General features: G+C 38.7%; 11 protein-coding genes. 3 read left to right on the top strand and 8 right to left on the bottom strand.

From position 1 onward, the window contains the following. Window positions 1-144: 144 nt before the first annotated feature. On the bottom strand, window positions 145-1,161 hold the full coding sequence (locus LKW28_RS19135; protein ID WP_229142043.1) for a DUF1646 family protein: 1,017 nt from the start codon (window positions 1,159-1,161) through the stop codon (window positions 145-147). A 482-nt stretch (window positions 1,162-1,643) separates the two neighbouring features. Here LKW28_RS19135 and LKW28_RS19130 point away from each other — a divergent pair, with 482 nt between their 5' ends. Further along, entirely contained in the window at window positions 1,644-2,801 is a 1,158-nt protein-coding gene (locus LKW28_RS19130; RefSeq protein ID WP_229142042.1) for a pyridoxal-phosphate-dependent aminotransferase family protein, read from the top strand. Between the two features lie 182 nt (window positions 2,802-2,983). On the opposite strand, the gene hprK is transcribed toward LKW28_RS19130, so the two are convergent. Together hprK and LKW28_RS19120 are read right to left on the bottom strand one after the other, a co-directional pair. Next, window positions 2,984-3,922 (bottom strand): HPr(Ser) kinase/phosphatase, encoded by a 939-nt coding sequence (gene hprK / locus LKW28_RS19125; RefSeq protein WP_229142041.1) that lies wholly within the window; start codon window positions 3,920-3,922, stop codon window positions 2,984-2,986. 376 nt (window positions 3,923-4,298) lie between these two features. Next, complete coding sequence (locus tag LKW28_RS19120; RefSeq protein ID WP_229142044.1) at window positions 4,299-4,985, bottom strand: Ldh family oxidoreductase; 687 nt, start codon at window positions 4,983-4,985, stop codon at window positions 4,299-4,301. A gap of 151 nt (window positions 4,986-5,136) precedes the next feature. On the opposite strand from LKW28_RS19120, the gene LKW28_RS19115 reads away from it, so the two are divergent. Then, window positions 5,137-6,729 (top strand): acetolactate synthase large subunit, encoded by a 1,593-nt coding sequence (locus LKW28_RS19115; protein ID WP_229142040.1) that lies wholly within the window; start codon window positions 5,137-5,139, stop codon window positions 6,727-6,729. Between the two features lie 52 nt (window positions 6,730-6,781). Here LKW28_RS19115 and LKW28_RS19110 read toward each other — a convergent pair whose 3' ends face one another. From LKW28_RS19110 to proB, 5 genes are all read right to left on the bottom strand, one after another. Further along, complete coding sequence (locus LKW28_RS19110; protein ID WP_229142039.1) at window positions 6,782-7,969, bottom strand: class I SAM-dependent rRNA methyltransferase; 1,188 nt, start codon at window positions 7,967-7,969, stop codon at window positions 6,782-6,784. Window positions 7,970-8,082: 113 nt separating this feature from the next. After that, a complete protein-coding gene (locus LKW28_RS19105) occupies window positions 8,083-8,670 on the bottom strand; it encodes a hypothetical protein (RefSeq protein WP_229142038.1) in 588 nt (195 codons plus the stop codon). A 14-nt stretch (window positions 8,671-8,684) separates the two neighbouring features. Next, the gene (locus tag LKW28_RS19100) at window positions 8,685-9,857 is read right to left on the bottom strand and encodes a ParM/StbA family protein (protein ID WP_229142037.1); all 1,173 of its coding nucleotides are present in this window, start codon (window positions 9,855-9,857) and stop codon (window positions 8,685-8,687) included. 342 nt (window positions 9,858-10,199) lie between these two features. Further along, entirely contained in the window at window positions 10,200-11,444 is a 1,245-nt protein-coding gene (locus LKW28_RS19095) for a glutamate-5-semialdehyde dehydrogenase (RefSeq protein ID WP_229142036.1), read from the bottom strand. Beyond that, on the bottom strand, window positions 11,437-12,579 hold the full coding sequence (proB, locus tag LKW28_RS19090; protein WP_267498069.1) for a glutamate 5-kinase: 1,143 nt from the start codon (window positions 12,577-12,579) through the stop codon (window positions 11,437-11,439). Before proB ends, LKW28_RS19095 begins: the two co-directional genes overlap by 8 nt. Before the next feature lie 769 nt (window positions 12,580-13,348). Between proB and ahpC the strand changes: the two genes are divergently transcribed. After that, window positions 13,349-13,918, top strand: a complete 570-nt coding sequence (gene ahpC / locus LKW28_RS19085) for an alkyl hydroperoxide reductase subunit C (protein WP_229142034.1) — start codon at window positions 13,349-13,351, stop codon at window positions 13,916-13,918. The last annotated feature ends 9 nt before the right edge of the window (window positions 13,919-13,927 follow it).

Here is a 13,927-nt window from a genome sequence, read left to right as displayed (position 1 = left end):
AAGGAAACTACGGTAAGTGTGTTTGAGTTACCCTAAAACTTGAAAAAAGTATTTGACATTGTACGCTTAACAATAAAAAAGGACCCAAAATTGACAAAAAGAAGCCACTCAAAAAGCAATTCTTTTGAGTTGGCCTCCTGATCTTTACCCCATAATAAGCAAATAAATAAAGAATATAATCATCATTACTAAGCCAAATGGCACACCAAATTTTGCCCATTCTTTACTTGTAATTCCAAGTTTATTAGCCGAAATGATGTTTGGAATATTTCCTGGGATTAGCATCCCGCCACTAATAATTAGCCCAAGTAGCAAGAAGCGAATTGTTTCAGTGTTCATCGATGGACTAATTTCAGCAGCTGCTAGTGTCGCATTATCAAGAATGGCTGAAATCATATTGATCCAGTACAATGCTCCTGGTTGTAAATGAAGTAAATACTGATTTACTAATGGTTCATAACCTGCTCCTAGTAAGGTTAACCCCATTACGAATAGATAAATTTTAAAGGAACGAATAATAATTTCAGCGTAGCCTTCTGCCTGGTTGTCTCCATCCAAGCCGCTCCCGCTCTCAATTGGCTTTAATGCGAAGAAAGCGACAATACCTATCAAAACAACAGCGACAATAACTTCAGCACCAATTAATTGAAAGAGATAAAAGAAATCTTCTTTTAACTTATTTGTGGTAATAGTTGATAAAGGTTCCCCCACTGGTGTAAGGACAGCACCCAAACCAATTGAAAAACACGCTAAAATAACTGTTCGTATTTCAGTTTTGCGATCCAAGCTTAAGGTACTCACAATCGAGACTAGTACAATCGCAGCAATAATGGCCGTAATCACACTTGATAACAATCCTAAAACAACTATAATAATTGCTAAAAATAGACGAATGTCCATTTTGTGACTAACCTTTAATATGCCCCCTTCAATTGGTTTCTTCAACCATTTGAATAACAAGCCTGCGATTAGTACAGCAAGTGTAATAAAAATAGGGTCTTTTAAGGCGTGAACGAATAGTTCCAGATTAAAAACACCGCTTACTAGTGCTGCTAGAAATCCCATGACAAATAGAAAAGGCTCTAAGTTATGTTCAATTGGTTTTACAACGAAAGGTAAAAATAGAACCAGTAATAATATGATAATTAGTCCAGCAGTCATAATTAATTCCTCCAATCCCCTGTTTATCGCGACTACGGTAAAATAATATACTTGATGTATTGCTGGGTAAACTTTTGTCGTACTCAATGATGACTTAATCTCGACTCTATTTATTTTAACATACTTTTCAGAAGACATTTAATGAATTTTACGCTAGTTCCTTTTCGCCAACAAAACCCGAAAATACTTATATCTTGTTCTAAATCTATAAGTAAGATGTCGACATTTCGGTATTTATTTCGAAATTCAACAATTATTTTAGCTAAGGCTACAAAGGGTAAATATTACTTAAAGAAAGAAGCAACTGATATTAAAAAAGAAGAATACGTCGCTTAATCTTCTAAATCACTCTACTTATTGTGGAGAGATTTTTTTCTCTAATTTTTATAAAGCCTAAATTGACTGAAAAATATATTAAAATAAGATATAATCAAATCTAGGTATATCAGTTTTATGAAAATTGTGAAATGAGGGATTAAACTATGCAGCCGAATATTTTAAGACATCCTGGACCAACCCCAATTCCTAAAAAAGTGGAGCTGGCAATGGCTCATAATATGATTAGTCATCGTACACCAGAATTTGTGAAGCTATATGAAGAAGCCACTCAGCGCGTCCGAACTGTTTTCGGAACTAAACAAGACATTTTGCTTCTTCCTTCAGGCGGAACAGCAGCACTAGAAGCAGCAGTGGTAAATACGGTTTCTCCTGGGGATGAGGTTGTTGTCATCACGATAGGTGCTTTTGGGGATTATTTCGTTTCAATCTGTGAAAAGTATGGGTTAACCGTACATAAACTTACAAAAACTTGGGGTGAAGCTTGCACCAAAGAAGACCTTACTGATTTTATGAAACCGTTATCTAACATTAAGGCTGTATTCGCCACTTATAATGAAACTTCAACAGGAATCTTAAACCCGGTCAACGAATTGGCAGAAGCGGTACGCAATCATTCAGATGCTCTCTTTATCGTCGATGGAGTTAGCTGTATTGGCGGTGCACCCGCTGAGATGGACGAATGGGGTATTGATATTTTGGTAACGGGTTCACAAAAAGCAATGATGCTTCCTCCGGGACTTGCCCTTTTAGCTGTAAGTGATAGAGCCTGGAAGGTAATTGAGGCTAATCCTACTACTGCTTATTATTTAAACCTATTAAGCTATCGTGAGTGGGCTGCAAAAGGAATGACACCTAATACACCAGCGGTTTCACTTATAATGGGTCTATCTGCTGTGTGCGATTTAATTGAAGATGAAGGCGGATTTTCGAAAACAGTGGAACGGCATGAAATCATGAAAAACATGGTTCGAGAATCTATGAAGGCTATGTCATTCGGATTGTTAACAAGTGATGAGCACGCATCACCAACGATTACAGCTGTAAAAGGTCCAGAGGGATTAGATCTGACTGCCTATTTAGGTCACTTAAAGAAAAAGTATCACCTTGATTTTGCTGGTGGTCTTGGCCATCTTCAAGGTAAAATTTTCAGATTTGGTCATATGGGCTATTGCTTCCCTAGCGATATTCTTCAAGCTGTTTCCCTAATGGAAGCTGGTTTGCAGGACTTTGGCTATCATTTTGAGCCCGGTGCTGGAGTGAATGCAGCACAAAAGGTTTTCTTGTCCTCATTAAGAAAGTAACATAGGTAATGACGACGAAAAACGGCAGAGTCCCCTGCCGTTTTTTATATTATGAATTCGAAACTACCCGAAAATGATTCTGCAAATTTTTATAAAGACGGTGAATGAGACCAATGAAGACAACAATCCAAGCCGTAAGAGCAACCCAGTTATAACTTCAAACTGGGTTGCCTTTGAACTCATTATTCATCTTTATTGGAATTCACCATTTCTTCCTCTATTCTACTCATGAATTCCTCTGCAGCATTGTATCCTTGCTGTTTTAAATACCAGTTATTTGCGGCTGCTTCAATGAGCCCTGCTACATCACGTCCCGGCTGCAGCTGAATTTCTATCGATGGAATCTTAACATCCATATATTCCATTGTGTTAATTTCCTGTTCTAAATCATTGTATAAGCCGTCCTTCTCCCATTTCGTTAAATGAATATCAAGGGAAATACGTGTTTCATCTTGAAAGGCTTTACGTCCGTACATGCGGACCACATTTAACAAACCGATACTGCGGAGGGCCAAAAATTCTTTTGTTTTTTCATCATGCGTTCCAAGAATCGTTTGTGGGCTTAGCTTTTTTAGAACGACGATGTCATCCGCCACGAGCCTATGCCCTCTGCGAATTAATGTATGGGCTGTTTCACTTTTTCCGACTCCTGAATTTCCGCGAATTAGAATTCCAATCCCAGACACATTCATACAAACTCCGTGAACGGCAATTTCCTCCGCTAATTCTTTTATCAAATACGCATCCAATTTCACAATAAAATCAGAGGTGATCTCAGTCTCTTTCGTCACCAACAACGGAATCCCTTGCTCCACACAATGCCTAGTTAAATAGGTAAGCCCCTCTTCCCCGCAAGTGACGATAAAACAAGGTGGATGATATTGAACGATATTCCCAATCCGTATTCTGCGCTCTTCTTTCGTAAGCTTATGTAAATATGTAACTTCCTTTTTTCCTAGAATTTGTACCCGCTCTGTCGGAAAAAAGTCAAAATGTCCAACGAACTCCAAGCCTGGGCGATGTACCCGGGATTGCGTGATCGTATTTTGCAGCTGGCTTTCACCGGCCAATACCTTTAACGAAAACTTGCATACCAAGTCTTCCACTGTTACTTTTTTCAACTACTATTCACCCTCCATTCAAATACGCCTTGGCGTATTTGCGCCAGATTTTTTTCGAGCTAGCTCGAAAAGTTACCTTTTAAAAATCTTGGCATCCGCCGGAGGCTTTAACTTTATTCAGATTATAACTGAATAAAGTTAATCTTTTTATAGAATTATACTTTATAAATGGTGGAAGCGTCATCAGAATGTTGTGTTTATTTATCAGGGATTTTGTGTTTGTCCGAAATATAGTGGTTTTAGTCCGATATATTTGAATTTTTGTCCGATATATTCCGATGATTGTCCGATATCTCGCCATCTCGGTCCGATATATTCGAAATTTAGTCCGATAACCCCAAAAATGCCTTCCCAAAATGGAAAGGCCCTAATCCTTTTATAAACTTTTCACCGTTTCCCAGACTTCTTCGTTAACTGGTATTCCCTCTTTAAGGTTTTCTTCACGTTCCTTCGCAGTTCTTTCACCTGGGTAAAGGATATCTGTAACACCGTCCGTTTTTACGGAGGTCTTAATATAATTCGCCATATTATCGATATACTCATTCGCATAATCTTTACCGGCATAGGAGATCGGGTTTATCGCGATGAATACCTGTGAAATCCCTTCATCCCTTGTATCCATTCTCATATCATAGGCGGACCTGCCAACCGAAAGTGCTGAAACCACCATATCAATGGCGATTGAGAGACCTGAACCTTTCCAAAAACCAGCAGGAAGAACCTCACCTCCGTTTAAAATAGCATTCGGATCGTTTGTTAAATTACCATCTAAATCATAACCCCCATCAAATGGCAACTTCTTTCCTGTTAACGAGTAGGTTTGCAGCTTCCCGTATGAAAATAAAGACTGGGCCACGTCTAATAAAACATGTTCTCCATTTTTCTGTGGGACCGATATAATTAAAGGATTATTTCCGATTCTCTTTTCTCTTCCACCCCATGGCGGCATATTTGGGAATGTATTCGTCATGCAAATTCCGATACAGCCTGCATTAGCGGCTTTCAAACCATATGTACCACCACGAAGCCAGTGGTTCGTGTGACTTAATGCAACACAGCCGATACCGGATTTTCCTCATAAGAAATCCAATCTAATAATTTCATCATCAATATCCATTTTACAATTAAAAATAGGATTCATTCAAAGAAAGGTTTGTTTTTTAATTTATTCTATGGGAAATATAAGGGAAATTGAGAGTGAAAGGAAGAGTTCAATGAAAGCAACAGATGTGCTCGTTCATTGCTTAGAAAATGAAGGAGTTGAGTTTGTGTTTGGCATTATGGGTAAGGAAACACTTGATATCATGGATTCATTGTCTAAATCACAACAAATTACATATATAAATGTGCGTCATGAACAAGGGGCAGCCTTTATGGCCGATGTTTACGGAAGATTATCAAAAAAAGTTGGCGTTTGCCTAGCAACACTAGGCCCGGGTGCTACAAATCTGTTAACTGGCATTTCAAGTGCAACTCTTGATCATTCTCCAGTGGTCGCCATTACTGGACAAGCTGGCTTTGAAAAGCAACACAAGGAGTCCCACCAATATTTAGATATAGTTAAAATATTTGAACCCGCCACAAAATGGAGCGTTCAAATTAAGGAATCAAAAACGATACCCAAATTAATCCGTAAGGGGTTTAGAGAAGCTCAGATGGAAAAGCCAGGTGCTGTCCTAATTGAGTTACCAGAGAATCTAGCAATAGAAAAGAATGCCTTTCAGCCATTACCGGTGACACCCATACCAAAAAGCAAACCTACTGCCGAAGCCATTGAAACTGCACGAACCATAATAGAGCAATGTCAAAAGCCGATTGTAATCGTAGGAAACGGGGTCATTAGGCAAGAAGCTGTGCCAGCGCTCCGCAAATTCGTGGAGCAATTAAAATCGCCTGTTATCCATAGTTTTATGGCAAAAGGCATTTTGCCAAAGGATCACCCACTCAATTATTTTACATTTGGGTTTATGAGTAAAGATGAAGCTTTTCCATTGATTGACGAATCAGATTTACTCATTGTGATTGGGTTTGATACCATTGAGAAACCACCTAAGGATTGGAATAATAATAAACGCCCTATTTTACATCTTAATCCACTTCCAGCTGAAGTCGATGAGTACTACCCTGTTAAGGGAGAACTAATTGGGGAATTAAATGAAACATTACAGGCACTCACCCAATTGGCGGACTCACCTAAACATTGGGCTCCAACTGGAAATCTAAAAGAACGAATTGAGATAGCGTATCACATTAACCGTGATTTAAAAGGAAAACAGGCACTCTCAATCGAAAATATTCTTACTGTTATCGAATTGTATTCAACCGAAAAAACGATTTTAATCTCTGATGTTGGGGCTCATAAGCTTGCCATCGCCCGGACATATCAACCTAAACAAGCTGGGCGACTCGTCATCTCAAATGGATTGGCTTCAATGGGGATTGCCATACCTGGATCGATTGGCGCCAAATTAGCTTGCCCAGATGCTCCTGTTATTTGCGTTACTGGAGATGGAGGGGCTTTAATGAATATTTCTGAATTAGAGACTGCCAAACGATTAGGATTATCGATAATTGTGATTGTGTTAAATAATTCAACGTTAAAATTAGAAAAACAAATGATGGAAGCAAAGTTTGGTAATAGCTTTGGAGACGGATTCGGAAATCCAGACTTTTTGAAACTGGCTGAAAGCTTCGGGGTAAAGGGGGTTAGGCCCGCTCAGTTGAACGAGTTTGATCTTGTTTTGAGTGAAGCGTTAACTAGTAACAATGAACTTACATTAATCGATATTCAAATGCCACAACAATGAAAAAGGGGATGGTTATTCGCTTCTAAGCAAAATAACCATCCTCCTTTTTTCTCTAGCCTTTTAGCTTTTTGACAAATACAACCTTAAGGTAGTTTCCTTCCTTAAACTGTTTAATTGTTTGAAAATCCTGTGGTAATGAAAATTCCTCTTCGATTATATATTTGCTGTTACTTTCTTTAAATGCCGCATCAATAAATCCTTTAAACTTTTTCATGTCAAATGATGCACTGTTTGTGGAAGCGACAATGATCCCATTCTTTTCTGTAATGGCAATTGCTTCCTTTAACAAATTCTTATAGTCTTTTTCGGCACTGAAGGTAAATTTCTTTGACCTTGCGAAACTTGGCGGATCAAGGATCACCATATCAAATTTCAAATTCTTTTTACCCGCATATTTAAAATAGCGAAAAACATCCATAACGATAATGTCCTGGGCTTCATAATCAATTCCATTTACACTAAATTGTTCAATCGTTTTCGGTAAACTGCGGTTAGCCAAATCAACACTTGTTGTCTTTGTGGCTCCACCCAATGCAGCAAATACTGAAAATGCACCGGTATAGGAAAACGTATTTAATACGGTTCTCCCTTCTGCATATTTATCGCGAATGGTCCTTCTCACATCCCGCTGATCGAGAAAAACTCCAACCATTGCTTCCTCGTTAAAATAGACAGCAAATTGAACCCCGTTTTCTTTTACAAGAATCGGAAATTGCCCTCTTTCGCCTGCAACAAATCCATCCTCCAGGGCAAAATCCCCAAACCTCTTTTTCTGGTAAATTGCTTTAAACTGGGTGAGATTTTTAAGTGAAGTAACCACTTGATCGTAATAGGTATAAATTCCTTCGCTGTACCAATTAATTAAGTAGTAACCATCAAAATAGTCAATGGTGAAGCCCCCAATTCCGTCTCCTTCACCATTAAATATGCGAAAGGCGGTTGTTTCCTTATCATTAAAAAAGGATTTTCTTTTATCTAAGGCAGCTTTAATCTTTCTTTCAAAAAAGGATTGATCAATCTTTTCATCCTTATTTCTGGTAAGCACCCAGCCGTACCCTTTGTTTTGCTTACCGTAATAGCCTTTTCCAATAAATGAGTTATTTTCATCAACAAGGCTAATAAGCGCTCCCTCTTCTAAAGAACCTGTGTGATCTATGACTTGCTTTGTGATAAGAGGGTATCCTCCCTTATACTTATTCGCCAGATTTGATTTTACCTGTATATTTAATTCTGTTCCCATTATCTCCATCCTTATCTCGTATCTATTTTTTACCTATGATACATTTCTCAGCAACAATTTAAAAGGGGCAGTCCCCCGCTACCTTATAGTAACGAGGAGCTGCCCCAACTTGTTTATTTATTCATTGCTGAAAGAAAGTCCCCTAATAGGCTGTCTAAATCGCCATTTCCCTCATCTTTTTCCTCTTCCAAGGGTTCTTCTTTCTTTGCGGTTTCCCAGTTAAAATGATCTAACTTATCCTCGAAGGTATCAATTGAGTTCGTTTTTTCAAGAGAACCTACCTCCTCAATTGAAGCTGCGATTTGCGGCTTGGCGGCAACTTCCTCCTGAAGATACAAAGCTTCATCCAAATCCAAGGAATTACTATTTAACGAAGCTAGCAGCGCCGTTGCGCGAACCGGATCCGTTAAAAGCTGGTAAAGAATACTGCCCAGCAAGGCCTCGGAATGCTCGTGCTTCAGCCAATTCCGCTGGGACTTACTTAAGGCATGGGGCAAGGGGACGGTAATAACCTCCCGCTCCCTTGAGTAGGATTGGCCGACGCCCTGCATGACATACTCGGCAATTTTACTGGAAAAATTCCTGCGCTCTGTTTCCTTTAACTTTTGCAGATGCTTTAATAAATGATCAGGTGTATCGGATGGTACACGAAATGATATCGCTTGGCCTCTTTTTACCTCAGTCGAGCTAGACTTATTCATAGGATCACCTTATCTTATTTTTTCACCGGTTCTTGTGGTATTTTTACCTTCTCATTCTTCCTTACGTAATCCATAATGAGCTTATAATATGCATTGGCCATCATCCAAATGCTCTCTTTTTCGTCCTCAAAAAATTCAATATTATAGCCATCCAGATTATTATTCAATGTTTTCATATATTCTTTTAGCACGATTGACCCGCCACCAACGAAATAGCAGATTTCCGTTTGTGAGTTTTTCAGCCAAACATTGCGCAGTAACCGGTATTGCTTTTTGGCTAATTCAAGCAGGATCCGGTCTGTGATATCATGAACACTTGTCCGGCTTCCTTTTACCATAATATGATTTCGGTTATTTTTTCTTGTAATAATTTCGACTACATCACGGCGACTATCTAATTCTACTCCGTGCTTGGAGCGGATTTCCTCTCTGATTGCCTCTAATGACTCAGACACACCAAGATTAAAGCCTTGTGCCTTATCATCATCAACTGTTCGGTTACGAATCACTGCAATATCTGTTGAAAGTCCGCCAATATCCTGGATTAAAATTCGTTTATCAATCAAATCCTTATTGATCACCTTTAGATTATGATCCATTACGAGATTAATATAAGCGGCAAAGCCTTCCGGATAAATCTTTACTTCTTCAAATTTAATATTTACCTTTAACCCTTGGTATCTGGGTGTTACAAGAAATTCAACCTGATGAACAGATCCTGTTAATCTTGAACGGTATCCCGCATCCTTGCCTTCTTTTACTTCTCGAAGGGGTAAACCTGTTCCAAGGGTGTAATTTGCATCTATCACATTTTTGGAACGAGGAAAGGCAGAAGTGTTTTCCTCTCTTACCGCATCCAATGCTAATGTAGCAAAAAGCATAATCAATGTTTGGTCTTCTTCTGATTTACTGCTTCCTGGGTCCAATTCCGACGCACTGCCGCTCTTGGTTGCCAAATGACCAATACGATAAATCACGTTATTCTCTTTTAGGGCAGGTGAATGAACCCTAATATGAATTCCCTCAAGCGGATCCTTACTATTTAATTCTTCTATTCCAATGACTGGGCGGTCCTCGGTATCTCTCGCGATAATATTTGGTATATTTAATTCGTAATCTAGCTCTCCGAAGATCGCTTTAATAGAATCATTTCCAACATCAACTGCTGCAATTCTGGACATAGACATTCAAACATCATCCCTTTTAGTAGATTTTTTATTGCTATGTATACTAAAAGGTTATAAGAGATTACTAGATTCCACAATGGTTCTGGCTGAAAAGAAACATAACTGTAAACCTGTAAACACCTTGTAAACATGTCGCAATTTGTAAACATTTCTGTAAACATTGTATACAAAATCGTGCGCATGTTGCTATTTCCGGATGTATACACATTTGTAAACATGTAAACGGAATTGTACACATCATGTTTACACTTTGTACACACGTAAACAAATTTGTAAACTTTCAAAAATAAAAAGAGGATGTCCCCACAATGACTTGGAAACATCCCTACCTTTTATATTTAATTACCTTATTTGCCCATTTCCACGAATTGTATATTTAGTAGACGTCAATGCTTGCAATCCCATTGGCCCGCGAGCATGGAGTTTTTGTGTGCTGATCCCGATTTCAGCACCAAACCCGAATTCAAATCCATCTGTAAATCTCGTAGATGCATTATGATAAACAGCTGCAGCATCCACTTCTGTGAAAAATTGCTCTACATTTGTAACAGTTTCGGAAATAATCGCTTCTGAATGCTTTGTTCCATATTGGTTAATATGGGCAATAGCCTCTCCTACATCCTCAACCACTTTTACCGCAACCTCTAACCCTAAAAACTCTGTTCCCCAGTCTTCCAGACGAGCAGGAATGATATCCTTTCCTGCATGTTGGACATCTTCATCACCATGAATCTGAACATCATGCCCTTGTAAAGCTGTTATTAACTCTTGTAAATGATTGGATGCCCAATCCTTCTGGACAAGAACATTTTCAATCGAATTACATACAGATGGACGCTGTGTTTTCGCATTAATCGCAATCTCAATCGCCATCTTTGGATTGGCTGTTTCATCAATATACACATGGCAATTACCGGCACCCGTTTCTAGGACAGGAACGGTTGAGTTCTGAACAACTGTCTGAATCAATTTTGCGCCGCCACGCGGGATTAATACATCAAGATATTCATTTAGTTTGAACATCTCTGATGCCGTTTCCCGGCTAGTGTCTTCTAACAACTGTACACTCTCAACTGGCAGGTTACATAACTCAAGTGCGTGTTGAATAACCTTTACTATCGCCTTATTCGAATGGATGGCTGTTGAGCTACCTCGAAGCACAACAGCATTTCCTGTTTTTAAACAAAGACTGGATGCATCCACTGTTACATTTGGTCTTGCCTCATAAATCATTCCAATGACCCCTAACGGAACTCGAACCTGAGCAATCTTAAGACCATTTGGACGCTCCCATTCCTCTATTAATTGTCCAACAGGGTCTTCTAGTTCTGTTAACTGAATAAGTGCATCTGCCATATCATGTATACGCTCTTCGTTTAGCTTTAAGCGATCAATTAGTGATTCACTCATCCCATTTTCTTTTCCAGTTTGTATATCCTTCTCATTTTCTTCTACTATAAATGCTTGTTCCTTCAATAATTGATCGGAAATTGCAGAAAGTGCCTTATTCTTTTGTTCAGTCGTCACTTTCGCCAAAATCGATGCAGCTTTTTTTGCCTTTTTCGCTTTTTCAATTAACTCACTCATACTTAACTCTCCTCTCTTTTTGACTTACCCAATTATCTCTATGAATGACAACACCTTGATCGCTATTTACCTTAACCATTGCTTTCGTACTGGATAATCCTTTAATTTTTATTAATTGATCGGAAGAAAAATTCACTTTTCCTTTTCCGATGATATCTCCCTTTACATTCACAACTTCAACAACATCATTGATTCTGAAATTGCCGATAATATTTGTCACCCCTGCTGGGAGAAGGCTTTTACCATGTCTTAAAATAGCAGTTTCTGCCCCCTGATCAATTTCAATTTTTCCGTTTGGTATTGAATGTAAGGCTAGCCACTGCTTTGATGTTTTCATGCCAGGTCGTGCGGAGTTACCTATATAGGTTCCGTCGCCTTTTCCCGCAAGAATATCAACAAATTTTTCTTCACCTGTACCTGAGCCAATAAACACTTTAACACCAAGCCCTAGTGCTGTACGTGCCGCCTCAATTTTCGACTTCATTCCGCCAGTTCCTACCTTTGAACCTGCTTCCGAAGCACCATTCAGCAATTCATCGTGAATCTCATCAAGGAAGTTATACCTTTTTGCCTCTGGATGTGTTCGCGGGTTTTGATCATAGATACCGTTAACATCTGTAATGATAATCAAAAAATTCGCATGAACAAGGCCACTTACGAGCGCTGATAACATGTCATTATCTCCGAAATTTAATTCCTCAAGTGACACGGAATCATTTTCATTAATAATCGGTACAACATTTCGTTTTAACAGTTCAGAAAGAGTTGCATAAGCATTGTTATATTGATCCTTGTAAAGGAAGTTCTGCCTTGTTAACAGCAATTGTGCTGCAACAATTCCATGTTTTTTGAATTCTTCTGTATAGCCTCTTAAAAGCAAACCCTGACCTACAGCCGCGGCAGCTTGCTTGCCCGCAACAGTTTTAGGACGGGATGAATACCCAAGGTCCATAAAGCCAGCTGCAACTGCACCAGATGAAATGAGAATAACATCATGCCCAAGTTCCTTTAATTGGGCAATTGCATCCACATGCTCACGCAGCTTCTCAATAGCCAGACCACCATTTTGATTTGTTAATGAACTGCTCCCTATTTTGACTACAATTCGTTTCTTCTTCACTTCATCACCACCCAATTAATATGAAAAAAGGTATAAAAAAAGGCCCTTCCATCCCTCTAAAAAGGACGAAAAGACCATTGTCTCTCGTGGTACCACCTTTATTGATACTAGAAGAGGAAGTTCAAAAAGTCCGGTGAAAATGACACTNTTATTGATACTAGAAGAGGAAGTTCAAAAAGTCCGGTGAAAATGACACTTCGAATTTCTGCGTTGGCTTGCTTCTCCGTTCCTCACGTATTAACTGCATACGCTCCGGTACTCAAAGCAGCGCCGCCTTGAAATTCTTGGTCCTTTTCATCCTCCTTTTTGAACACATATTAGAAATCCTTCTAGCACCCACTCAAAAACCTTTAACGCAGGCGACGGTTAGGTTTTGCCTAACAGTTCAAAGGACAGGTTCAATAGCATTGCAGGCGCGTAAAATCTTTCAGCCGACGAATTTTACTCTCTTTTACCCGAGGACTATTTACTAGTTCCCTATCATTACTTCTTTTATAATAAGTTGAGCGACAACTATCTTTTTTGTATAGATTAGGAATATTATGAATCATATTTGTTGCAATGTCAATGTCACTAATTGATAATTTGAGAAGAAGAATGGGAATAGAATGATTTTGTACAGAATGTGTAAAATACTATTTAGTTATAATTATTTATGTTTATTCGTTGACATAAATAATAATATCTATATAATAATTAGTATAAACAAGTAATAATTATAGACCTTTTAGTCCATACTACTAATAGTCTATTTTTAAATATAACCCTATTGGAGGAATTTATTATGTCACTTATCGGAAAAGAAATACTACCATTCACAGCACAAGCCTACAATGCCGGAAATGGCGATTTTGTTGAGGTTTCGGCGGAAAATCTTAAAGGACAATGGAGTATCATTTGCTTCTACCCAGCAGATTTTACATTCGTTTGCCCAACTGAGCTTGAAGATTTACAAAGCCAATATGCAACACTAAAAGAATTAGGTGTTGAAGTATATTCTGTTTCAACAGACACACATTTCACACATAAAGCATGGCATGATCATTCAGATGCAATTGGTAAAATTACGTATACAATGATCGGTGACCCTTCACAAACAATTTCACGTAACTTTGACGTACTAGATGAAGAAGCAGGTCTTGCACAACGCGGAACTTTCATCATTGATCCAGATGGTGTTGTACAAGCTATGGAAATTAATGCAGACGGTATCGGCCGCGATGCAAGTACACTTGTTAACAAAATTAAAGCTGCTCAATATGTTCGTAACAATCCAGGTGAAGTTTGCCCTGCAAAATGGGAAGAAGGAAGCGAAACACTTAAGCCAAGCCTAGACCTAGTAGGAAAAATCTAAGGGGTGCTA

The organism is Bacillus sp. REN16 (genome assembly GCF_020731355.1).
Taxonomy (GTDB): domain Bacteria; phylum Bacillota; class Bacilli; order Bacillales; family Bacillaceae_L; genus Ferdinandcohnia.
This window is presented reverse-complemented; position numbering and strand designations above follow the sequence as displayed.

Excerpts from the sequence above, each read along its gene's own strand:
- LKW28_RS19130 (WP_229142042.1), top strand. The coding sequence starts at position 1,644 with ATGCAGCCGAATATTTTAAGACATCCTGGACCAACCCCAATTCCTAAA.
- LKW28_RS19135 (WP_229142043.1), bottom strand. The coding sequence starts at position 1,161 with ATGACTGCTGGACTAATTATCATATTATTACTGGTTCTATTTTTACCT.
- LKW28_RS19110 (WP_229142039.1), bottom strand. The coding sequence starts at position 7,969 with ATGGGAACAGAATTAAATATACAGGTAAAATCAAATCTGGCGAATAAG.
- LKW28_RS19100 (WP_229142037.1), bottom strand. The coding sequence starts at position 9,857 with ATGTCTATGTCCAGAATTGCAGCAGTTGATGTTGGAAATGATTCTATT.
- LKW28_RS19095 (WP_229142036.1), bottom strand. The coding sequence starts at position 11,444 with ATGAGTGAGTTAATTGAAAAAGCGAAAAAGGCAAAAAAAGCTGCATCG.
- LKW28_RS19105 (WP_229142038.1), bottom strand. The coding sequence starts at position 8,670 with ATGAATAAGTCTAGCTCGACTGAGGTAAAAAGAGGCCAAGCGATATCA.
- LKW28_RS19115 (WP_229142040.1), top strand. The coding sequence starts at position 5,137 with ATGAAAGCAACAGATGTGCTCGTTCATTGCTTAGAAAATGAAGGAGTT.
- ahpC (WP_229142034.1), top strand. The coding sequence starts at position 13,349 with ATGTCACTTATCGGAAAAGAAATACTACCATTCACAGCACAAGCCTAC.